Genomic DNA, 19,556 nt, shown 5'->3' with positions numbered 1-19,556 from the left:
CCGCCCGCCCCGCCCGGCACGAGAAGTCGGCATCGCCGGCGGCCCGCAACAGCCGGAGCCCCGCACCGGCCCGGCGCGGGCCGACCACCCGGCACCGGAAGTCGGCGACGCCGACTTCCCGCGCTCGCCTCCCCCGGATGGGTGCTGCTGTTCCGGCAACTGGCCGTCACCCGCGGGCCGCTGCTGCGGCTGCTCGCGTGGTCCGGGGTGGAGGCGCTGCCGCCGCTGCTGTCCGGGCTGCTCGTCTCGGCCGCCGTCGACCAGGGGTTCCTGGCAGGGCGGCCGGGGGCCGGGGTGGCCTGGCTGGCCGGGTTCGGCGCCGCGATGGCCGTCCGGTCGTACGCGGCGCGGGCCGGGTTCCCGCACCTGGCGGGGGTGGTGGAGCCGTTGCGGGACGCCCTGGTCGAGCGGGTGGTCCGCAGCGCGCTCGCCCGGCCGTCGGCGGATCCGGCCGAGGTCGCCCGGCTCACCGAACAGGTGGAGTCCGCGCGACAGTTGACCGCCACCCTGCTGCGCACCCTGCGCGGCGTCGGGGTCACCCTGGTCGCCGCCCTGGCCGGCCTGGCGCTGCTGGCGCCCGCCGTCCTGCCGCTGGTCCTGCTGCCGCTGCTCGCCGCCGGGTTCCTCTTCGCCCGGCTGCTGCGCCCGCTGGTGGCGCGGCGGCACGCGGTCGTGCTCGCCGAGGAGCGGCTGGCCGCCGAGGCGGGGCGGGCGCTGCACGGGTTGCGCGACGTGCAGGCCACGGGCACCCGGGAGCAGGTCGCCGAGGCGCTGACCGGGGCCGCCCGGGCGAGCGCCGCCGCCTCCCGCGCCCTGGGCCGGGCCTCGGCCCTGCGCGCGCTGGTCGTGGCCCTCGGCGGCCGGCTGCCCGTCCTGGCCGTCCTCGCCGCCGCGCCCTGGCTGCTCGCCCGCGAGGCCCTGACCCCCGGCGAACTGCTCGGTGTCGCCACCTATCTGCTGCAGCAACTCGACCCGGCGGTGCGGACGTTGGCGGGTACGGTCGGCGGCTGGCTGCTCAACCTCGCCGTCGTCCTGGACCGCCTGGCCGCCACCACGAGCGACCTCCCGGCGGACGCGGCCCCGAGCACACCGCCCGCGAGAGCCGCGGGGCCGGAGCCGGAGGTCCTGGTCAGCGGGTTGAGGTACGGGCACGACGGGGCCGGGGCTCCGGTGCTGGAGGGGCTGGAGGTCGGCTTCGGCCCCGGGGAGCACGTGGCCGTGGTGGGGGTGAGCGGGGCGGGGAAGTCGACGCTGGCGGCCCTGCTGGCCGGGGTGCTGACGCCGACGGGCGGGGCCGTGTCGGTGGGCGGGGTGCGGCCGGACGGGCTGGCGGGGGCCGCGCGGGCGCGGCTGGTGGCGCTGGTGCCGCAGGAGGCGTACGTGTTCCCGGGGCCGGTGCGGTCCAATCTGACCTGGCTCTCCCCGGAGGTCACCGAGGAGCAACTCGCCCGTGCCGTCCGCGTGCTGGGGGCCGATCAGGTGGTCGCGCGGCTGGGCGGACCGGAGGCCGTCCTGCGCGATCCGGGCGTGTTGTCGGGCGGGGAGCGGCAGTTGCTCGCGCTGGTGCGGACGTATCTGTCGCCGGCTCCGGTCGTGGTGCTGGACGAGGCGACCTGCCATCTGGACCCGCGTGCGGAGGAGCGGGTCGAGCGGGCGTTCGCCGCCCGGCCGGGGACTCTCGTCGTCGTCGCGCACCGGATCAGTTCGGCCCTGCGCGCGGACCGGGTGCTGCTGCTGGACGGCGGGCGGGGGGTGCTCGCCCGGCACGGCGATCTTCAGGTGCTGTCCCCGCTGTACCGCGAGTTGGTCGGTCACTGGCTGGGTTCGACGGCGGGTCGCGCGTCATGATCTCGATAGGATCTCGTCCGTTCCGGCCGTTATGGTGGCCGGGGCACGGGCCGCGATCACCGGCTGTGGCGCGTACCGAGCGCCCGATCGGGGACCCGACCGCGCGCCGCCAAGCGCCGGCCGGGCGCCGATGACCTGCACCCTCCGCACGGAAAAGACGATTTCTGATGTCCGACACCCTCACCGACACCACCGGACCCACGGCCAACGGGACCGACGCCGACGAGAGCACCGCCGGGGACACCTCGTCGCACGGCCGGCACCGGGGCCGTTCCGCCGCCGACGACAAGCCCGAGGCCGACCCGCACGGCCGGCACCGCGCCGCGGCGGACCGGGGCTGAGCACGCCCGCACCGGGAGGGCCCGTCGGGGGGAGCACCCCCCGGCGGGCCCTCGTCGCATCCCGGGTCGCGGGTTCGGGGAGGGCGCGCGGCTCAGCGCCCCAGCGTCACGACCGTCCGCAGCGCCTCGCCGCTGCGCATCTGGGCGATCGCCTCGTTGACGTCCGCCAGGTCGACGCGGTGGCTGATCATGCCGTCGAGGTCGATCCGCCCGGCCCGCCACAGGTCGACGACCAGGGCGATGGTGCGGGCCACCGGCGCCCCGCCGTAGAGCGAGGGCAGCAGGCGCTTCTCGTTGAAGAACAGCTCGCCCATGGTGAACTGCGCGAGGTCGTCCTGCGCGCCGGCGCCGATCACCACGACCGCGCCGCCGCGCCGGGCCGCGTCGTAGCCGGCCCGGACGGTGGCGGACCGGCCGACGGCCTCGAAGACGTAGTCGAAGCCGCCGCCGGGCAGGCCCTTCGCCGTCGCCTTGAGGTCCTCGGGGGCGATCGCCTCGGTCGCGCCGAAGGCCAGGGCCCGCTCGCGGCGCGAGACGACCGGGTCGACGACGGTGATCCGGGCGGCGCCGCAGACCCGGGCGCCCTGCACGGTGGCGACCCCGACCCCGCCCGCGCCGATCACCGCGACGGAGGCGCCGGGTTCGACCCGGGCGGTGTTGACGGCGGCGCCGACGCCCGTGGTCACCCCGCAGCCGATCAGCGCGGCGGCCTCGTACGGCAGGTCGGCGGGCACCTTGATGACGGCGTCCGCGGCGACCACGACCTCCTCGGCGAACGCCCCGGTGCCGTAGAACCCGGAGGCCTCGACCGCCGCGCCGCCGTCCTCGAAGCGGAAGCCGGGCGCGCCGAGCCGCCGCAGGCTGGCGATGCACAGGTGGCCGCGGCCCCGCTCACAGTGCGCGCAGCGGCCGCAGGGCGCCATCCAGCAGAGCACCACGCGGTCACCGGGGGCGAGGCCGGTCACACCCTCACCGACCTCCACGACCTCCCCGGCGCCCTCGTGCCCGGGAACGAACGGCGCGGGCTGCGGCAGGACGCCGCTCATCGCCGAGAGGTCGGAGTGGCAGAGGCTGGCCGCGCGCATCCGGACCCGTACGGCGCCCGGCCCGAAGCCGACGGCCGTCACGTCCTCCCGGACGTCGAGGGTCTCCTGGCCGGTCTTGTGCAGGACGGCTGCGCGCATGGGGCTGCTCCCGGTGTGCCTCGTGTGCTCGGTTTCCACGGTCGGGCCCGATTCTGACACGGGCGCCCCGACCCGACTAGAACACGTTCCAGGGCCGCTGTGGTCCGCCCCTCTACCGTCGAGTAGGGTCCGGGGCGAACGCGTTCGCGCACGTCCCGAGCCCGAGGAGCACCGTGATGTCCGACCTGCTGGAGAGTGTCCGCCCGGCGGCCGAGGTGCTGGCGGCGTTCGAGGCGGCCACCGGATTCATGCCGGTGGACGAGGGGCTGGCGCTGTACGCGGCGGCGGTGACGGCGGCGCGGCGCACCGGTCTGCCGGTGCTGGAGATCGGCACCTACTGCGGCCGCTCGGCGGTCCTGCTGGCGGCGGCCGCCCGGGAGACCGGGACGACCGCGCTGACGGTGGACCACCACCGCGGCTCGGAGGAGCAGCAGCCCGGCTGGGAGTACCACGACCCGACGCTGGTGGACCAGGAGGTGGGGCTGATGGACACCCTGCCGCGCTTCCGCCGGACGCTGCACGCCGCCGGGCTGGAGGAGCACGTGGTGGCGCTGGTGGGCCGCTCGCCGCGGATCGCGGCACTGTGGGGGCGGCCGCTGGCCCTGGTGTTCATCGACGGCGGGCACACCGACGAGCACGCGACCGGCGACTACGAGGGCTGGGCCCCGCACCTGGCGCCGGACGGGCTGCTGGTGGTGCACGACGTGTTCCCGGATCCGGCGGACGGCGGCCAGGCCCCGTACCGGGTGTACCTGCGGGCGCTGGCCGAGGGCTTCGAGGAGGTCTCGGTGACGGGCTCGCTGCGCGTCCTGCGCCGGACCGCCGCGAGCTGACCGCCCGCCGATCCACCGCCCGATCCGCCCGCCGATCCGCCGAGCGGCCCCACAGCCCCGCACGGATGCTCTAACGTCGTGCCGGAGCTGTCGGGCGGAGGTTCGAACGGTACGGTGTCCGCGCAGCACCAGGCAGAGCATCGGCGGACGGTGGGGGCTAGCGGCACATGACGGACCAGCACAACACCGCTCCGGCAGTCTGGGATCCCACCGCGCGCGGCGGCGCGGGCGGCTGGGTGCGCGGCCCGCAGCGACCCGCCGAGCCCACCCCGGCTCAGCCCACCCCGCCGCAGCCGAACCCGGCGCAGCCCACCCCCGCTCAGCCCGCCACCGGCGCCGTCGGGGACCAGGGCCCACCGCTGGGCGCCCGCCCGTACCTGGCCGCCCCGAAGCCGCCGTCCGTGCCGCCGCCGGCGCCGTTCCCCTCCCACGCGTCCGCGCAGAACCCGGGGCCCGGCTACGTGTCCGGCGAGGCCCCCGGCCCCGGCTACGTGTACCCGCCGCAGCCGCCCGCCGGCCCGCAGCAGCCCCCGTTCGTCCCGTACCAGGGACAGCCCGACTACCCCTCCGACCACCCCTCCGGCTATCCCGCCGGCTATCCCGCCGGCTACGAGGACCCGGACGACGAGGACCGTCCGAAGAACCGGAAGGCGCCGCTGCTGATCGGCTTCGCGCTGCTCCTGGTGGTGGCGGTCGGCGGCGGCCTGCTGGTGGCCGCCCGGAACAGCGGCGACAAGAAGGACCAGGCCTCGCCCGCCCCGCCGTCCGCCTCCGCGACGTCCACCGGGAACCCGCCGACGGGCCCGGCGCCCACCGGTACGGACGCCGCGCCGAACGGCGCCACCGACCCGGCCTCGTCCGCCGCGGCACCGTCCCCGACGGCGAGCGGTGCCGGCGCCGACGCCAAGACGCAGGCACAGGCCCTGGACGGCCTGCTCACCGAGGGCGAGAGCGCGAAGGCCCCGATCGGCAGCGCGGTCGCCAAGGTGAGCAGCTGCCCGGCGAAGGCCGACATCGAGAGCGCGGCGCAGGTGTTCGACAACGGCGCCAAGCAGCGCGACGGACTGCTGCGCAAGCTCGCCGGGATGAGCGCCTCCGACGTGCCGGGCGGCGCGGACGCGATGGCGTCGCTGAAGTCCGCCTGGCAGCTGTCGGCCGACATCGACCGGGCGTACGCGAACTGGGCGCGGGCGGTCGCCGGCCAGGGCTGCTCGGGCTCGGCCCCGAACACCGCCGACAAGAAGCGGGCCGACGAGCTCAACCCGCAGGCCACCCAGGCGAAGAAGGACTTCGCGGGCAAGTGGAAGCCGATCGCCGACACGTACGGCCTCACCCCGCGCACCCAGGACAGGATCTGATCCACCCGTGACCGGCCCGAACGCCCGAACGCCCCGCCGTTCCACCCTGCTGCGCGCCACCACGGCGGTGGGCGCGGCCGTTCCGCTCTGTCTGGCGGGCTGGCTGGGCTGGCAGTCCCTCGGCCACTCCGCGGCGGTGGGCGGCACCGCCGCGCCGGCCACCTCCCCGGCCGGAACCGCCACCCCGGGCACCACCGCACCGGGAACCCCGGCCCAGACGCCGACGACCCCGACGACCCCGGCGCCCTCGACAACTCCGGCGACGCCCGCCCCCTCGAACACACCCGCCCCGTCGGACACCCCGGTCTCCCCCACCGCGCTCACCGGCCGCACCATCCTGCTCGACCCCGGCCACAACCCCGGCAACTCCGCGCACACCGCCGAGATCAACCGCCTGGTCGACATCGGCAACTCCCGCAAGCAGTGCGACACCACCGGCACCGAGACCAACTCCGGCTACACCGAGGCCGAGTACACCCTGGACGTCACCCACCGGGCCCGCGCCATCCTGGCCGCCCGCGGCGCGACGGTGGTGCTGGCGCAGGACGGCGACCGCCCGTGGGGCCCCTGCGTCGACGAGCGCGCCCGGGCCGGCGCCGACGCGCACGCCGACGTGGCGCTGTCGGTGCACGGGGACGGCGGTCCGGCGGGCGGCAGCGGGTTCCACGTGATCCTCCCGGCGAAGGTGGTGGCCGGGAAGGCGGACAACGCGGCGATCGTCGAGCCCTCGCGCCGGCTCGGCCTGCTGCTGCGCGAGCACTTCCGCGCCGCGACGGGCGAGCCGTACGCGGACTACATCGCGAGCGACGGCCTGGACACCCGCTCCGACCTGGGGGGTCTGAACCTGTCCACGGTGCCGAAGGTGTTCATCGAGTGCGGTAACATGCGCAACCCGGTGGACGCCAAACGGATGACGGATCCTCAGTGGCGGCAGCGGGCGGCCCAGGGCATCGCCGACGCGCTGACGGCGTATCTGACCACCCGGTAAGGGAGTTGGGCCGAGGCGGCCGACGACGTGCGCGCCGCCCGGGTCGCGCCTTTGACAACGACTTCGCCCCATTCCCGGTCCCGCCGTGCACCGGCGGTGCGGTTGGGCCTAGGCTTCTGGTCCGTTCGGGAGTTTCGGCCGGTCAGCCCGACCGCACGAACCGCCGTCCACGACACGTCAACGAGGGGAACGTTAGTGAATCTGCGCGCTCTCACCAGGGGAGACGCCGCCGTCGCCGGCGCGGCCGTCCTGCTCTTCATCGCCTCCTTCCTGCCCTACTGGACGGTGGACTGCACCGGCCGGTACTGCGGCGACACGTCGCAGAACGCGTGGAGCACCCAGCTGTTCCCCATCCTGCCTTCGATCTACCTGCTCGGTATCGCCTCCGCGGTGCTGATCCTGCTGCACCGCTTCCAGGGCGAGGCCGCGGCCGGGCGCCAGGTGCTCGGCCTGCGGCTGGACCAGTGGGGCATCTCCTTCGCCGTCGTCGCGCTGTGGACGTCGCTGTGGTCGCTGGCCGGCGGCCCGGCCGGCGGCAGCTTCGGGCACGGCTTCGGCGCCTGGCTCGGCCTCATCGCGCTGATCGTGCTGGCCGGTGCGGCCGCGGCCGCGCCGCTGGTGCCCGCGCTGAAGGCCCCGCTGGTCGCCGACCGTCCGGCGGCCGTCCCCTACCAGGGCGGCTACCCGGCCCCGGGCCAGCCCGGCCAGCCGGTGCAGCCCGGCCAGTACGGCTACCCGGCCCCGGGCCAGGACCCGAACCAGGCCCCGGCGTACGGTGCCCAGCCCGGTGGCTACGGCTACCCGGCGGCCGGCCAGCCGCAGCCGGTGCAGGCCGGTCAGCCGCAGGACGCGGCCGCTGCCCCGCAGCCGGTCCCGGCCGCGCAGCCGCAGCCGACCCCGGCCGCCCCGGCGGCCGACTTCGCACCGTTCTGGTTCGCCGTCCCGGCCCCGCGTTCGCTGGCGTCGAAGGACAACCCGGCGGGCGCCCCCGTCGGCGAGCTGGTGCCCGGCACCTGGTACCTGGCGGTCGAGCAGCGCGGCAGCGCGCTGGTCGCCCAGCTGCAGGACGGCACCGTCGGCCTGCTGGCCGACACCTCGGGCATCCAGCGCGGCTGACGCCCCCGCCGGTACGACGAAGGGGTGGGACCGGATCTCTCCGGTCCCACCCCTTCGCGTTACCCGTACGAGCCTCAGCCGTCCTAAGCGAGCCTCGGCCACGGCCACGGGCCTCAGCAGCAGTCCTGGACCACCAGCCCGGCGGGCAACTGCTCCCCGCCGAAGACCGCGACCGTCGCCGGGTCGCCGCCGAGCGCGGCGACCGCGAGCAGCAGCGCGCCGGCCGTCCAGGTGGTGCGCTCCTCCGGCCAGACGGCGTCGTCCTCGAAGACGTACCCGGTCCAGTAGGAGCCGTCCTCGTGCCGCAGGTGCTTCTGGATCCAGCGCAGGATCTCCACGGCGCGGTCGGATCGGCCGATCGCCCAGAGCGCGAGGGCGAGTTCGGCGCTCTCGCCGCCGGTCACCCACGGGCGGTCGCTGACGCAGCGCACGCCGAGGCCGGGGACGACGAAGCGGTCCCAGTCCCGGTCGATCCGTTCCAGCGCCGCGTCGCCGCGCAGTCCGGTGCCGAGCACCGGGTAGTACCAGTCCATCGAGTAGCGGCCCTTGTCGAGGAACCGCTCGGGGTGGTGGGTGATGGCGTGTCCCAGCCGGCCGGCGGCGAGTTCCCAGTCGGGCTGCGGCTCCTCCAGGTACTCGGCGATGGCCAGCCCGCAACGCAGCGCGTGCAGCATGCTGGACGAGCCGGTGAGCAGCGCCTCGTCGGTGGCGGTGCCGTCCTCGTCGAGGCGCCAGGCGATCGGGCCGCCGGGCAGCCGCTGGCCGACGATGAAGTCCAGGGCGCGCCGGACGACGGGCCAGATCCACTCCAGGAAGGCGTCGTCGCCGGCGCTGAGGTGGTGGTGCCAGACGCCGACGGCCACGTAGGCGCAGAAGTTGGTCTCCTTGGCCCGGTCGGTGACGGCGCCGTCGGTGTAGGCGGCGTACCAGGAGCCGTCCGGGTTCTGGGTGGCGGCGAGCCAGCGGTAGGCGGCCTCGGCGGCGGCGTGCTCGCCGGCGGTGTCGAGGGCCATGGCGGCCTCGGTGTGGTCCCACGGGTCGAGGTGGTGGCCGGCGAACCAGGGTATGGCGCCGTCGGGGAGCTGTTCGGCCAGGATGCTGCGGACGGTGCCGGCGGCCTGCTCGGCGTCGAGCACCCCGTCGAGCAGCAGTGCCTCGGGGACGGCGGCGGTCATGCGTCCACGCGCCCGGGCTCGGTGTGCTCGGTCCGCTCGGTGCGCTCGGTCCGCCGCGGCTTGGACGCGTAGGCGACGAAGCTCTTGCCGATGACCGGGTTGAGCGCCCGTTCGGCGGCCTTGGTGAGGGTGCTGATCACCGGGGTGCCGACGATGTCCCAGACCAGCAGCTGGTGGTAGGCCTTGACCGGCAGCGCCTTGTCGTTGTTCACGCCGACCGCGCACTTGATCCACCAGTACGGCGAGTGCAGCGCGTGCGCGTGGTGGGTGCCGTAGGGCTCCAGGCCGGCGTCCTTGAGCTTGCCGAGCAGTTCGTCGCCCCGGTAGATCCGGATGTGGCCGCCCTCGACCTCGTGGTACTCGTCGGACAGCGTCCAGCAGATCTTCTCGGGCAGCCAGCGCGGCACGGTGACGGCAAGCAGCCCGCCCGGCTTGAGCACCCGGAACATCTCGTTGAGCACACCCTTGTCGTCCGGTATGTGCTCCATCACCTCGGAGATGATGATCTTGTCGAAGTAGTCGTCCTCGAACGGCAGCGCCAGCGCGTTGCCCTCCATCGCGACCGCCGACGCGCCCTCCGGGGCCTCACCGGCCTGCTCCATCGCGGCGAACCACTTCTGGACCTCGGCGATCTCCTCGGCGTTCTGGTCGAGGGCGATCACGTTGGCGCCGCGGCGGTAGCACTCGAACGCGTGCCGGCCCCCGCCGCAGCCCAGGTCTAGCACCCGGTCGCCGGGGGCGAGCGGGAAGCGCGAGAAATCGACGGTCAGCACTGCAGGGCTCCCATTCCTTTTGCTACCAAGCGAACTTGACGCCGCGTCAGTTCGATCCCGCTACCGCTCCGGACCGGGCGGCCGGGGCCGCCGGGCGGGCGCCGCGCAGGGCGGCCGGAGCGGCTCAGGGCACGTACCGCCAGCCCGGCCCGGAGCGGGCCCGGGCGCCGGCGCCGGTGGCGATCGCCGCCCGGTAGGCGTCGGCGGTCAGCTCGGCGGCCCGCGCCCAGGTGAACCGGGCCAGCACCCGCTCCCGGCCGGCCGCGCCGAGCCGGGCGCGCAGCCGCGGGTCGTCCAGCAGCCGGCCGAGCGCCGCCGCCAGCCGGTCCGGCTCCCCCGGCGGCACGGCCAGGCAGGTCTCCCCGTCCGGCCCGGCCACCTCGGGGATCGCGCCGCCGGTGGTGGCGACCAGCGGGGTGCCGGTGGCCATCGCCTCGGCGGCGGGCAGCGAGAAGCCCTCGTACAGCGACGGCACGCAGGCCACCTCGGCCGAGCGGTAGAGGTCGACCAGCTCCTGGTCGGTCAGACCGCTGCGGAACTCGATGTGGTCGGCCAGCCCGAAGCGGCGCACCGCCTCCGCCACCGGGCCGTCCTCCTTCTGCGGCTTGCCGACCACCACCAGGTGCGCGGGGCGCTCGGTGCGCACCTTCGCCAGCGCCTCGACCAGGAACACCAGGCCCTTGAGCGGGACGTCCGCGCTGGAGGTGGTGACGATCCGTCCGGGGACGCGGGCGATCTCCTCGGACGGCGACCAGAGCCGGGTGTCGGCGCCGATCGGCACCACCGAGATCGCGCCCGGCGCGGCGCCCAGGTGCTCGGCGATCTCGCGCTGCGAGGTGCCGGAGACGGTGATCACGTGGTCCAGCCGGGCGGCGACCCGGCGCTGCATCCGGGTGAAGGCGTACCAGCGGCGCAGCGACAGCCGCTTGACCCGGGTGGTGGCCGCGTCCAGCTCCAACTGCCGGTCCACGGTGATCGGGTGATGGATCGTGGTGACCAGCGGGAAGCCGTGCCGGGCCAGGCCGAGCAGGCCGTAGCCGAGCGTCTGGTTGTCGTGCACCACGTCGTAGCGGCCCTTGTGCCGGGCCAGGTACCGGCGGGCGCGCAGCGAGAAGGTCAGCGGCTCGGGGAAGCCGCCGGTGCGCATGGTGGCGAACTCCAGCACGTCCACCGGACTGCGGAACTCGCCGCGGGCGGGCGTGCGGAACGGGTCCTCGGCGCGGTAGAGGTCCAGGCTGGGCAGCTCGACCAGGCGCACCGAACCGGGGCCCTCGACCTCGTCCAGCACCGGGTACGGCTGGGCACCGATCACGTCCACGTGGTGGCCGAGCCTGGCCAGCTCGCGGGAGAGGTGGCGCACGTACACGCCCTGACCGCCGCAGAAGGGGTCCCCGCGGTACGACAGCAGGGCAATCCGCAGCGGCTGCGCGGTCATCCTCGGGCCCTCATCTCTAGCTGCTATTCCTGTGCTGCTGCTGTCTCTGCGTTGGCGACGGCGCTGCCGCCGGTCGCTAAAGTAGATCAGGTTTCAGTGGCTGTGGAACTCGTCATCGACCATGTGAACAATGAGAGACCTCGAAGATACCGGCCCGTAGCTTTCCCTCAGGAGCCAGGGCTGGTGATTCCCGCCACGCCGACCCTGCCGACCTTGTGGAGCACGCCGCCACCCACGCGCCCCGGGAGCACTCCTTGCCGCCGCCGACCACCTCCACGAGCCCCACCACCCCGCCCCCCGCACAGCCGGGCGAGCCGCCGCTGACCGCCCGCCAGGCCGAACGCCGGCGCCGGATCCTGCGGGCCGCCACCGCCCTGGCCGCCCGGGGCGGGTACGAGGCGGTGCAGATGCGGGAGGTCGCGGAGACCGCGCAGGTCGCCCTCGGCACGCTCTACCGGTACTTCCCGTCCAAGGTGCACCTGCTGGTCGCGGTCATGCTGGAGCAGTTGCAGGGCCTCCAGGAGCACATCCGGCGCCACCCGCCGACCGACCCCGAACCGGCCCCGCGGGTCGCCGACACGCTCACCCGCGCCTTCCACGCGCTCCAGCGCGAACCGCTGCTCGCCGAGGCGATGGTCCGGGCGCTGTCCTTCGCGGACCGCTCCGTCGGCGCCGAGGTGGACCAGGTCAGCACCGCCACCGGCCAGCTCATCCTGGACGCCATCGGCCAGTCCGGGCCACCCAGCGAGAGCCAGCGCGCGGCCGTCCGGGTGATCGAGCACACCTGGCACTCCGCCCTGGTCGCCTGGCTCTCCGGCCGCGCCTCGATCGCCGAGGTCCGGGCCGACCTGCACACCGCGGCCAGGCTGCTCACCCTGCCCTGACTGGAACCTGTTCCTGCCCGGGCAGGAGGGGCCGGCCGCGCCCGGCGGTTAAAGTCGACGGACAGCACAACTTCATCCCGTCCCTCCCCCGGGGGAAGCCGGTGCGAATCCGGCGCTGACCCCGCAACCGTGAGCCCGGCCCCGTGACGGCCCGGGCGAGTCGGACCGCCCGTGGAGGGGCGAGCGGCCAGCCCGGGCCCGCCACGCGCACCGCCCGGCACCGTCGAGGACTACGGAACGGCCCCGCCGGGCCACCACCGCTCACCGAAAGGCACACCCCCACCATGCTCACCGCCGCCCGCCTGGGCGCCGCCGCCCTGTCCGCCGCGCTCCTCGCCGGCGCCGCCGCCGGACCGGCCCTCGCCGACAGCCCCGCGCCCACCGCCGCCGCCGTCCCCGACGGCCTCTACGGCAAGGGCGACCCGACGTACGACGGCGTCTGGCGGCAGTCCCTCGCGCTCACCGCGCTCGCGGCGGCCAAGGCCACCCCGGCCGACTCCGCCGTCGGCTGGCTCACCGGACAGCAGTGCGAGGACGGCGGCTGGCCCTCCTTCCGGGCCGCCGGCGCCGCCTGCGACCCCAAGACCGAGGACAGCAACGCCACCGCCGTCGCCGTCCAGGCCCTCGTCGCCCTCGGCGGGCACCAGGAAGCCGTCGACAAGGGCGTCCAGTGGCTCAAGGCCACCCAGAACGCCGACGGCAGCTGGCCCTACAACCCCGGCAGCCCCGGCGACGCCAACTCCACCGGCCTCGCCGTGAACGCCCTCTTCGCCGCCAAGACCGACCCGGCCGGCGTCGCCAAGACGGGCAGGAACGCCTTCGACGGGCTCGCCCTCTTCCAGCTCGGCTGCACCGCCCCCGCCGACCAGCGCGGCGCCTTCGCCTACCAGCCCGACCCGTCCTCCGGTGCGCTCGCCCCCAACGCCCTCGCCAGCGCCCAGGCCTCGCTCGCCGCCGCCGGCGGCCACCTCCCGGTCGCCACCACCGCCCGCACCGACGCCGCCCCCAAGGCCCTCGGCTGCGACTCCGCCTCCGCCGCGGCTACCCCCGTCGCGCACGCCGACTCCGGCGAGGCCGCCGGGGCGTACCTCACCGCCCAGCTCGCCGCGGGCGGCAACCACCTCACCCTCACCACCCCCGGCGCCGCCCCCACCCCCGACTACAACGCCACCGCCTGGGCCGCCCTCGGCCTCATCCAGAGCGGCCACCCCCAGCAGGCCGCCGGCGCCGTCGACTGGCTCGCCAAGGAAGGCGCCGGCTGGACCAAGGGCGGCACCGACGCCGCCGCCACCGCCAGCCTCCTGCTCGTCACCCAGGCCGCCCAGCGCGACACCGCCCCGCTGACCGCCGAGCTCACCGCCCTCGGTCCGGCCCTCAAGGCCACCGCCGGCCCCGCCCCGACGACGGCGGCGGCCAAGAAGGACGACGGCATCGGCCAGTACTGGCTGATCATCGTCGGGCTCCTCGTCGGCCTCGGCGGCGGGCTCCTCCTCAGCCTCCAGCGCAAGCGCGGCCAGAGCCTGTGACACCCCGCCCCGCGTACCTGGGCCGCCTGGCCCGCCTGGCCCGCCGCCGTGGCCGCCGCGCTCTCGGCTCGCTGCTCGGTGCGGCGCTCGGTGCGGTGCTCCTGCTGGTCGCCTCCGCCGGGGCGCCGGCGGAGGCGGCGACGGGGTACCGGTACTGGTCGTTCTGGCGTGCCGGCGGCGACGGGTGGCTGTACCAGCAGCAGGGGCCGGCCGTCGCCGTGCCGCCGGACGGGGCCGTCGACGGGTGGCGGTTCGCGGTGAGTCCGGACGGCGGGCAGGATGCGGCGCGGCCCCGGACGGCGGGCGACTTCGCCGCCGTCTGCGCGGACACGCCCGCGCAGGCGGGCCGCAAGCGGGTCGCGGTCGTACTGGACTTCGGCACCACCGCCGACTCGGGTTCGGGTTCGGGTTCGGGTTCGGGCTCCGGCTCCGGATCGGGTTCTGGCTCGGGTTCCGGCTCGGGCTCCGGTTCCGGCTCCGGTTCCGGTTCCGGTTCCGGTTCCGCCGAGGCTCCGCCCGAGCAGCGGAGCGCGTGCGCCAGCGTCGTCTCGAACGCCACCTCGGCCGAGGTGCTGGCCGCCGTCGCCCCGCCGCTGCGCTACGACGCCAACGGCCTGCTCTGCGCCATCGCGGGCTTCCCGAAGGCCGGGTGCGCCGACCAGCTCGGGTCGGCGGCCAAGCCGGCCGGCCCGTCCGGCGACGGCGGCGGCTCGGACTCCGGCCCGGACTCCGGCCCGGACGTCGGCCTGATCGCCGGTGGAGCGCTGATCGCCGTGCTGGCCGGCGGTGCCGTCTGGCAGGCGCGCCGCCGCCGCACCTCCTGAAGCCTCCCGAGCCGCTCCCCCTCCGGCCCCCTCCACCTGGACTGACCCATGAGCACCGCACGCGCCACCCGCCCGCCCACCGGACCCCGGCAACTGCACCCCGGGGCCTGGTGGTTGTGGGCGCTCGGACTGGGCGCGGCGGCGACCCGCACCACCAATCCGGTGATCCTGCTGCTGCTCGCCGCCGTCGCCGGGTACGTGGTCGCGGCCCGGCGCGGCGACGCGCCCTGGTCGCGTTCGTACGGCGCGTTCCTGCGGCTGGGCCTGCTGGTGCTGGGCATCCGGCTGGTGTTCGCAGTGCTGCTCGGCTCGCCCGTCCCAGGCACGCACGTGCTGTTCACGCTTCCCGAAGTGCCGCTTCCCACCTGGGCGCAGGGGGTGCGGATCGGCGGCCGGGTGACCGTGGAGGGACTGCTCGCGGCCCTGTACGACGGGCTGCGCCTGGCCACCCTGCTGGTCTGCGTGGGCGCCGCGAACGCGCTGGCCAGCCCGGCCCGCCTGCTGCGCGCCCTGCCCGGCGCGCTGTACGAGGCGGGCGTGGCGGTGGTGGTGGCGATGACCTTCGCGCCGAACCTGGTCGCGGACGTCCGCCGGCTGCGGGCGGCCCGCCGCCTGCGCGGCCGCACCGACCGGGGGATCGCCGCCGTGCTGAGCGTCGGACTGCCCGTCCTGGAGGGCGCGTTGGAGCGTTCGGTGGCGCTGGCCGCGGCGATGGACACCCGCGGCTTCGGCCGCACCGCGGACGTCCCGCGCCGGCTCGCCCGGGCGACGGCCGCGCTCACCCTGGCCGGCCTGCTCGGGATCTGCCTGGCCGCGTACGGGCTGCTGACCGCCGGCGGCGCGGGCTGGGCACCGCCGGTGCTGCTGCTGGGACTGGCCGCCGCCTTCGCCGGGCTGCTGCTGGGTAGCCGACGCTCCGTCAGAACGCGCTACCGTCCTGACCCTTGGGCGCTGCCCGAGTGGCTGACCGCCGGATCGGGCGCCGCCGTCGCCGGGTTGACCATCTACCTGTCCACGCGCGACCCGGCCGCCTTCGCGCCCACCGTCGTCCCGCCGACCGTCCCCGCGCTGCCGCTGGCCGCCGTGCTGGCCGTACTGCTCGGCCTGGTACCGGCGTTCGCCGCCCCGACCCCGCCCCGGAGGGCTTCGTGATCACCTTCGAGCAGGTCTCCGTCCGGTACGCGGACGCCGCCGCCCCCGCCGTCGCGGACGTCGACCTGACCGTGCCCGAAGGGGAACTCTGCCTGCTGGTGGGCCCGTCGGGCTCCGGCAAGTCCACCCTGCTGGGCGCGGTCAGCGGGCTCGTCCCGCACTTCACCGGCGGCACCCTGCACGGCCGGGTCACGGTCGGCGGCCGGGACACCCGCGAGCACCGGCCGCGCGAACTCGCCGACCTGGTCGGCACGGTGGGCCAGGACCCGCTGGCGCACTTCGTCACCGACACCGTCGAGGACGAACTCGCCTACGGCATGGAGTCCCTGGGCCTGCCCGCCGACGTGATGCGGCGCCGGGTCGAGGAGACCCTCGACCTGCTCGGCCTCGCCGACCTGCGCGACCGCGCCCTCACCTCCCTCTCCGGCGGCCAGCAGCAGCGCGTCGCGATCGGCTCGGTGCTCACCGTGCACCCGCGCGTCCTGGTCCTCGACGAGCCCACCTCGGCGCTGGACCCGGGCGCCGCCGAGGAGGTGCTGGCCGTCCTCCAGCGGCTCGTGCACGACCTCGGCACCACCGTGCTGATGGCCGAGCACCGGCTGGAGCGCGTCGTCCAGTACGCCGACCAGGTGCTGCTGCTCACCCCGGGCGCCCCGCCCGTCCTCGGCGAGCCCGCCGAGGTGATGGCGCACTCGCCGGTGCACCCGCCGGTGGTCGGCCTCGGACGGCTCGCCGGCTGGCGGCCGCTGCCGCTGTCCGTCCGCGACGCCCGCCGCAAGGCCGCCGGGCTGCGCTCCCAGTTGGACGGTCTGCACCCGGGCGCGGCCCCCGTTCCAACCGTTTCGACCGCCGCACCGACCGCCGCACCGATCGCCGCCGCCGAACGCCTCGCCGTCCGGCGCGGCCCCGTCCAGGCCCTGCGCGGCGTCGACCTGGCGCTGCACCCCGGTGAGATCACCGCCCTGATGGGCCGCAACGGCGCCGGCAAGTCCACCCTGCTGGGCAGCCTGGTCGGCCTGCACACCCCCGCCTCCGGCCGGGTGACGGTCGGCGGCCGCACCCCGCACCGCACCCGCCCGGCCGAACTGATCCGCCAGGTCGGCCTCGTCCCGCAGGACCCGCGCGACCTCCTCTACGGCGAGAGCGTCACCGCCGAATGCGCCGCCGCCGACACCGACACGGACGCCACCCCCGGCACCTGCCGCGCCCTGGTCGAACGACTGCTGCCCGGCATCGCCGACACCGCCCACCCGCGCGACCTCTCCGAAGGCCAACGGCTCACCCTCGCGCTCGCCGTCGTGCTCACCGCCCGGCCCCCGCTGCTGCTGCTCGACGAGCCGACCCGAGGCCTCGACTACGCCGCCAAGGCCCGGCTGGTGGAGATCCTGCGCGACCTCGCGGCACAAGGCCACGCCGTCGTGCTGGCCACCCACGACGTCGAACTCGCCGCCGAACTCGCCCACCGCACGGCGATCCTGGCCGAGGGCGAGATCGTCGCCGACGGCCCGACGGCCGACGTCGTCGTCTCCTCCCCCGCGTTCGCCCCGCAGGTCGCCAAGGTGCTGGCACCCGGCCCGTGGCTCACCGTCCGCCAGGTCGCGGAGGCGCTGAGCGCATGAGCCACCCCGTTCCTTCCGGCGTTCCCGCCGGTCGCCCCGTTCCTTCCGCCGTTCCCGCCGTTCCCGCCGGTCGCCCCGTGCCCCTCGGCCGCCGATCCGTAACGGTCCTGCTCCTGACCTCCCTCGTCGGGGTGACGGCCTTCGGCTGGCCGCTGCTCGCCTCCACCAAGTCCGCCCTGGTCGGCCACGCCACCGACGCCCCCTGGCTGTTCGCCCTGCTGCTGCCGTTGCTCCTCGCCGTCGTCATCGCCCAGATCTCCGAGGGCCGCACGGCGGGCGGCGGCGCGCCCGGCCTGGACGCCAAGTCCGTGGCCCTGCTCGGGGTGCTCGCGGCGGCGGGCGCGGCACTGCGGCCGCTCGGCGCGGGCACGGCGGGGCTGGAGCCCATGTTCTTCCTCATGGTGCTGTCCGGCCGGGTGCTCGGGCCGGGCTTCGGCTTCGTCCTCGGTTCGCTGTCGATGTTCGCGTCCGCGCTGCTCACCGGCGGCGTCGGGCCCTGGCTGCCGTTCCAGATGCTCGCCATGGGCTGGGTCTGCCTCGGCGCCGGCCTCCTCCCGGGCGCCGCACGTCTGCGCGGCCGGCCCGAGCTCTGGCTGCTCGCGGGCTACGGCGCGCTGGCTTCCGTCCTCTACGGCACGATCATGAACCTCCAGGGCTGGCCGTACATCGCCGGGCTCTCCGGCTCCATCTCCTTCGTCCCCGGCGACCCGCTGCCCGCCAACCTGGTCCGCTTCGCCGCCTACTGCCTCACCACGTCGCTGGGCTGGGACCTCCCCCGCGCCGCCCTCACCGTCGTCCTCTGCCTCACCCTCGGCACCGCCGTCCTGCGCGCCCTGCGTCGCGCCACCCGCCGGGCCGCCTTCGACGCGCCGGTGGCGTTCCGTCCGCCCGAGTCCCGGCCGCCGGGCGGGTGAACTCCGCCTCCCCACCCCGGGGCCGACTACGGCAGGGCCCGCGACACCCTCGGAGCCCGGCACTCCCCGCACACCTGCCCGACACCCGCGACGGGCCGCCCGCACAAGCCGTCCCGCCCGGGGCACTCATGCCGACGCGGCCCCGGCCCGCCGCCGCCCGGCGGAGTCGACGGAACGGGCGGCACCTTCGCCAACCTCCCCGCGAGAACCGCGCCCACGCTGTGCGTGACCCTCTCCGGCAAGGGCGCGGCCAGAATCCCCGCCAGCGCCTCCCCGCTCCACCCGCCCGCGAGCAGCCCCTCCACCCGCGCGGCCTGATCGCACAGCGGCTTGCCCGCCAGCGCCATCCTGGGATCCCTGCGCCCGAGTTCGAGCAGCAGCGCCATGCCCGCCGTCAACTTCCCGGACGGAGGGACGGAGGGAACTTCCGCTTCCTTCGCCCTCACCTTTCCGGAAGGGCTTCCCGCCTTCCCGTCGCCCGCCACCCCAGCTCCGGGCCCACCGGCGGCCGGGGACACGGGAAGCGGCGGCACGGTGTGAACCGCCTTGCCCGTCACCGGCACTTCGTGCACCGAGACGATCGTCCGCACCTGCCCCGTCACCGGATCCCGCTGTGTCCGCCGCACGTAGTGCCCGGCCGCTTCCAGCTCACGGAGAGCCCGCGCCACCGCCGCCCGCCCCTCGACGCTCTTCGCCGCCAGCGTCCGGATGTCCTCCCGCGCACCGTCCGGCAGGCTGAGCAGGTAGCTGAGCAGCCCACGCGCCGTCCAGCTCAGCGAGTGCTTCCGGACGACGTGGCCGTTGTCGAGGATCGTGTACCCGGGCGAGTGCTTCGGGATACGATGAATGTGCATTCGGGAGTCCTTTGCTCCTGGTGCCATTCCCCGGGGTGTTAGCGCACCGCCGGGGCTCACTTGTGCCGCGCACAGGCCGTCCCTCCGAACGCCCGCGCCGACCCAATGATCACCGTAATGCGCTAACCAAGCGTCAAACTCCCCACCACATCACCCAAACGGACGGCGCAAGCGCGCACACCCCAGCGCCCCCCAGGCTCACAAGCCCGGGACACGCCCCACATCATGGGCGAGTTGCTACGTTCGACTCATGGCTGACCACGAAACCGCGTTCCGGCCACTGGACGGCACGGAACTGCTCGGCACGGTCACCCCTCCCCAACTCCCCCAGTGGCACTCGCCATTCGCACTCACGGTGCCGGCATCACCCGCGAAGAGGGCGGCTTCACCTCGACCCCGAAAGGCTCTGCGCCGACGCGCAGTCGCCAGTGCTCATCGTCCACGGAACGAAGGACACCTTCGTCGACGTCGAACTGTCCCGCCGGTTCGCTCCTCTGTTCGGCGCCGGAGCCGAACTGTACGAACTCGACGGCGCACAGCACGGCTTCGCCGTGCACGACGACCCCACGTACGCACACCCGCAGTCACAGGCGTGGCAGCGCGAGGTCGTCGCCAAGGTCGCCGACTTCCTCTCCCTCTAGGGCGCGTATCTGGTTGTGATCAATCTGAGGGAATCGCCTGCGTCGCGGGACCTGATCCGGTAGACCGTGTTGTGTGACACGAGCGCAACTT

At 75.4% G+C, this 19,556-nt stretch carries 18 protein-coding genes and 1 riboswitch; of the genes, 13 read left to right on the top strand and 5 right to left on the bottom strand.

Annotated elements, in window-relative coordinates; all coding sequences use genetic code 11:
* The first annotated feature begins 141 nt into the window (after positions 1-141).
* Positions 142-1,848, top strand: coding sequence for an ATP-binding cassette domain-containing protein (locus ABT015_RS30980; protein ID WP_350885026.1), 1,707 nt, complete (start codon positions 142-144; stop codon positions 1,846-1,848).
* Positions 1,849-2,015: 167 nt separating this feature from the next.
* Positions 2,016-2,189: a hypothetical protein gene (locus ABT015_RS30975; RefSeq protein ID WP_350885024.1), complete on the top strand. Its 174-nt coding sequence runs from the start codon at positions 2,016-2,018 to the stop codon at positions 2,187-2,189.
* A 92-nt stretch (positions 2,190-2,281) separates the two neighbouring features.
* On the opposite strand, the gene ABT015_RS30970 is transcribed toward ABT015_RS30975, so the two are convergent.
* Complete coding sequence (locus ABT015_RS30970) at positions 2,282-3,373, bottom strand: alcohol dehydrogenase catalytic domain-containing protein (protein ID WP_350885022.1); 1,092 nt, start codon at positions 3,371-3,373, stop codon at positions 2,282-2,284.
* A 176-nt stretch (positions 3,374-3,549) separates the two neighbouring features.
* On the opposite strand from ABT015_RS30970, the gene ABT015_RS30965 reads away from it, so the two are divergent.
* The 4 genes from ABT015_RS30965 to ABT015_RS30950 all read left to right on the top strand — a co-directional run bounded on the left by ABT015_RS30965 (position 3,550) and on the right by ABT015_RS30950 (position 7,668).
* Entirely contained in the window at positions 3,550-4,206 is a 657-nt protein-coding gene (locus ABT015_RS30965; RefSeq protein ID WP_350885020.1) for a class I SAM-dependent methyltransferase, read from the top strand.
* A 167-nt stretch (positions 4,207-4,373) separates the two neighbouring features.
* The gene (locus ABT015_RS30960; RefSeq protein ID WP_350885018.1) at positions 4,374-5,564 is read left to right on the top strand and encodes a hypothetical protein; all 1,191 of its coding nucleotides are present in this window, start codon (positions 4,374-4,376) and stop codon (positions 5,562-5,564) included.
* A 7-nt stretch (positions 5,565-5,571) separates the two neighbouring features.
* A complete protein-coding gene (locus ABT015_RS30955; RefSeq protein WP_350885015.1) occupies positions 5,572-6,552 on the top strand; it encodes an N-acetylmuramoyl-L-alanine amidase in 981 nt (326 codons plus the stop codon).
* 195 nt (positions 6,553-6,747) lie between these two features.
* Entirely contained in the window at positions 6,748-7,668 is a 921-nt protein-coding gene (locus ABT015_RS30950) for a hypothetical protein (protein WP_350885012.1), read from the top strand.
* A gap of 113 nt (positions 7,669-7,781) precedes the next feature.
* On the opposite strand, the gene ABT015_RS30945 is transcribed toward ABT015_RS30950, so the two are convergent.
* The 3 genes from ABT015_RS30945 to ABT015_RS30935 form a co-directional block, all read right to left on the bottom strand.
* Entirely contained in the window at positions 7,782-8,843 is a 1,062-nt protein-coding gene (locus tag ABT015_RS30945; RefSeq protein ID WP_350885009.1) for a prenyltransferase/squalene oxidase repeat-containing protein, read from the bottom strand.
* Positions 8,840-9,616: a class I SAM-dependent methyltransferase gene (locus tag ABT015_RS30940; RefSeq protein WP_350885007.1), complete on the bottom strand. Its 777-nt coding sequence runs from the start codon at positions 9,614-9,616 to the stop codon at positions 8,840-8,842. Before ABT015_RS30940 ends, ABT015_RS30945 begins: the two co-directional genes overlap by 4 nt.
* Positions 9,617-9,740: 124 nt before the next feature.
* Positions 9,741-11,051 carry a glycosyltransferase family 4 protein gene (locus tag ABT015_RS30935; protein ID WP_350885003.1) on the bottom strand — a complete coding sequence of 437 codons (1,311 nt, stop codon included), beginning with the start codon at positions 11,049-11,051 and terminating at the stop codon, positions 9,741-9,743.
* A 254-nt stretch (positions 11,052-11,305) separates the two neighbouring features.
* Between ABT015_RS30935 and ABT015_RS30930 the strand changes: the two genes are divergently transcribed.
* The 6 genes from ABT015_RS30930 (at position 11,306) to ABT015_RS30905 (ending at position 17,970) form a co-directional block, all read left to right on the top strand.
* Positions 11,306-11,935 carry a TetR family transcriptional regulator gene (locus ABT015_RS30930; RefSeq protein ID WP_063351068.1) on the top strand — a complete coding sequence of 210 codons (630 nt, stop codon included), beginning with the start codon at positions 11,306-11,308 and terminating at the stop codon, positions 11,933-11,935.
* A 92-nt stretch (positions 11,936-12,027) separates the two neighbouring features.
* Positions 12,028-12,102, top strand: a riboswitch (cobalamin riboswitch).
* Between the two features lie 117 nt (positions 12,103-12,219).
* On the top strand, positions 12,220-13,461 hold the full coding sequence (locus ABT015_RS30925; protein ID WP_350885001.1) for an SCO2321 family membrane protein: 1,242 nt from the start codon (positions 12,220-12,222) through the stop codon (positions 13,459-13,461).
* Positions 13,458-14,285 (top strand): SCO2322 family protein, encoded by an 828-nt coding sequence (locus ABT015_RS30920; RefSeq protein WP_350884999.1) that lies wholly within the window; start codon positions 13,458-13,460, stop codon positions 14,283-14,285. Before ABT015_RS30925 ends, ABT015_RS30920 begins: the two co-directional genes overlap by 4 nt.
* Positions 14,286-14,333: 48 nt before the next feature.
* Positions 14,334-15,437, top strand: coding sequence for a CbiQ family ECF transporter T component (locus ABT015_RS30915; RefSeq protein ID WP_350884997.1), 1,104 nt, complete (start codon positions 14,334-14,336; stop codon positions 15,435-15,437).
* Complete coding sequence (locus ABT015_RS30910; protein ID WP_350884994.1) at positions 15,434-17,056, top strand: ABC transporter ATP-binding protein; 1,623 nt, start codon at positions 15,434-15,436, stop codon at positions 17,054-17,056. Before ABT015_RS30915 ends, ABT015_RS30910 begins: the two co-directional genes overlap by 4 nt.
* Entirely contained in the window at positions 17,053-17,970 is a 918-nt protein-coding gene (locus ABT015_RS30905) for an ECF transporter S component (protein ID WP_502897443.1), read from the top strand. Before ABT015_RS30910 ends, ABT015_RS30905 begins: the two co-directional genes overlap by 4 nt.
* A 26-nt stretch (positions 17,971-17,996) precedes the next feature.
* Here ABT015_RS30905 and ABT015_RS30900 read toward each other — a convergent pair whose 3' ends face one another.
* A complete protein-coding gene (locus ABT015_RS30900) occupies positions 17,997-18,851 on the bottom strand; it encodes a helix-turn-helix domain-containing protein (RefSeq protein ID WP_350884988.1) in 855 nt (284 codons plus the stop codon).
* 401 nt (positions 18,852-19,252) lie between these two features.
* Between ABT015_RS30900 and ABT015_RS38045 the strand changes: the two genes are divergently transcribed.
* On the top strand, positions 19,253-19,465 hold the full coding sequence (locus ABT015_RS38045) for a hypothetical protein (RefSeq protein WP_502897442.1): 213 nt from the start codon (positions 19,253-19,255) through the stop codon (positions 19,463-19,465).
* The last annotated feature ends 91 nt before the right edge of the window (positions 19,466-19,556 follow it).

Origin of the sequence: Kitasatospora sp. NPDC094016 (assembly GCF_040304045.1) — a bacterium.
Lineage (GTDB): Bacteria > Actinomycetota > Actinomycetes > Streptomycetales > Streptomycetaceae > Kitasatospora.
This window is presented reverse-complemented; position numbering and strand designations above follow the sequence as displayed.

Excerpts from the sequence above, each read along its gene's own strand:
- ABT015_RS30935 (WP_350885003.1), bottom strand. The coding sequence starts at position 11,051 with ATGACCGCGCAGCCGCTGCGGATTGCCCTGCTGTCGTACCGCGGGGAC.
- ABT015_RS30975 (WP_350885024.1), top strand. The coding sequence starts at position 2,016 with ATGTCCGACACCCTCACCGACACCACCGGACCCACGGCCAACGGGACC.
- ABT015_RS30960 (WP_350885018.1), top strand. The coding sequence starts at position 4,374 with ATGACGGACCAGCACAACACCGCTCCGGCAGTCTGGGATCCCACCGCG.
- ABT015_RS30970 (WP_350885022.1), bottom strand. The coding sequence starts at position 3,373 with ATGCGCGCAGCCGTCCTGCACAAGACCGGCCAGGAGACCCTCGACGTC.
- ABT015_RS30965 (WP_350885020.1), top strand. The coding sequence starts at position 3,550 with ATGTCCGACCTGCTGGAGAGTGTCCGCCCGGCGGCCGAGGTGCTGGCG.
- ABT015_RS30945 (WP_350885009.1), bottom strand. The coding sequence starts at position 8,843 with ATGACCGCCGCCGTCCCCGAGGCACTGCTGCTCGACGGGGTGCTCGAC.
- ABT015_RS30915 (WP_350884997.1), top strand. The coding sequence starts at position 14,334 with ATGAGCACCGCACGCGCCACCCGCCCGCCCACCGGACCCCGGCAACTG.
- ABT015_RS30900 (WP_350884988.1), bottom strand. The coding sequence starts at position 18,851 with ATGGCACCAGGAGCAAAGGACTCCCGAATGCACATTCATCGTATCCCG.
- ABT015_RS30905 (WP_502897443.1), top strand. The coding sequence starts at position 17,053 with ATGAGCCACCCCGTTCCTTCCGGCGTTCCCGCCGGTCGCCCCGTTCCT.
- ABT015_RS30925 (WP_350885001.1), top strand. The coding sequence starts at position 12,220 with ATGCTCACCGCCGCCCGCCTGGGCGCCGCCGCCCTGTCCGCCGCGCTC.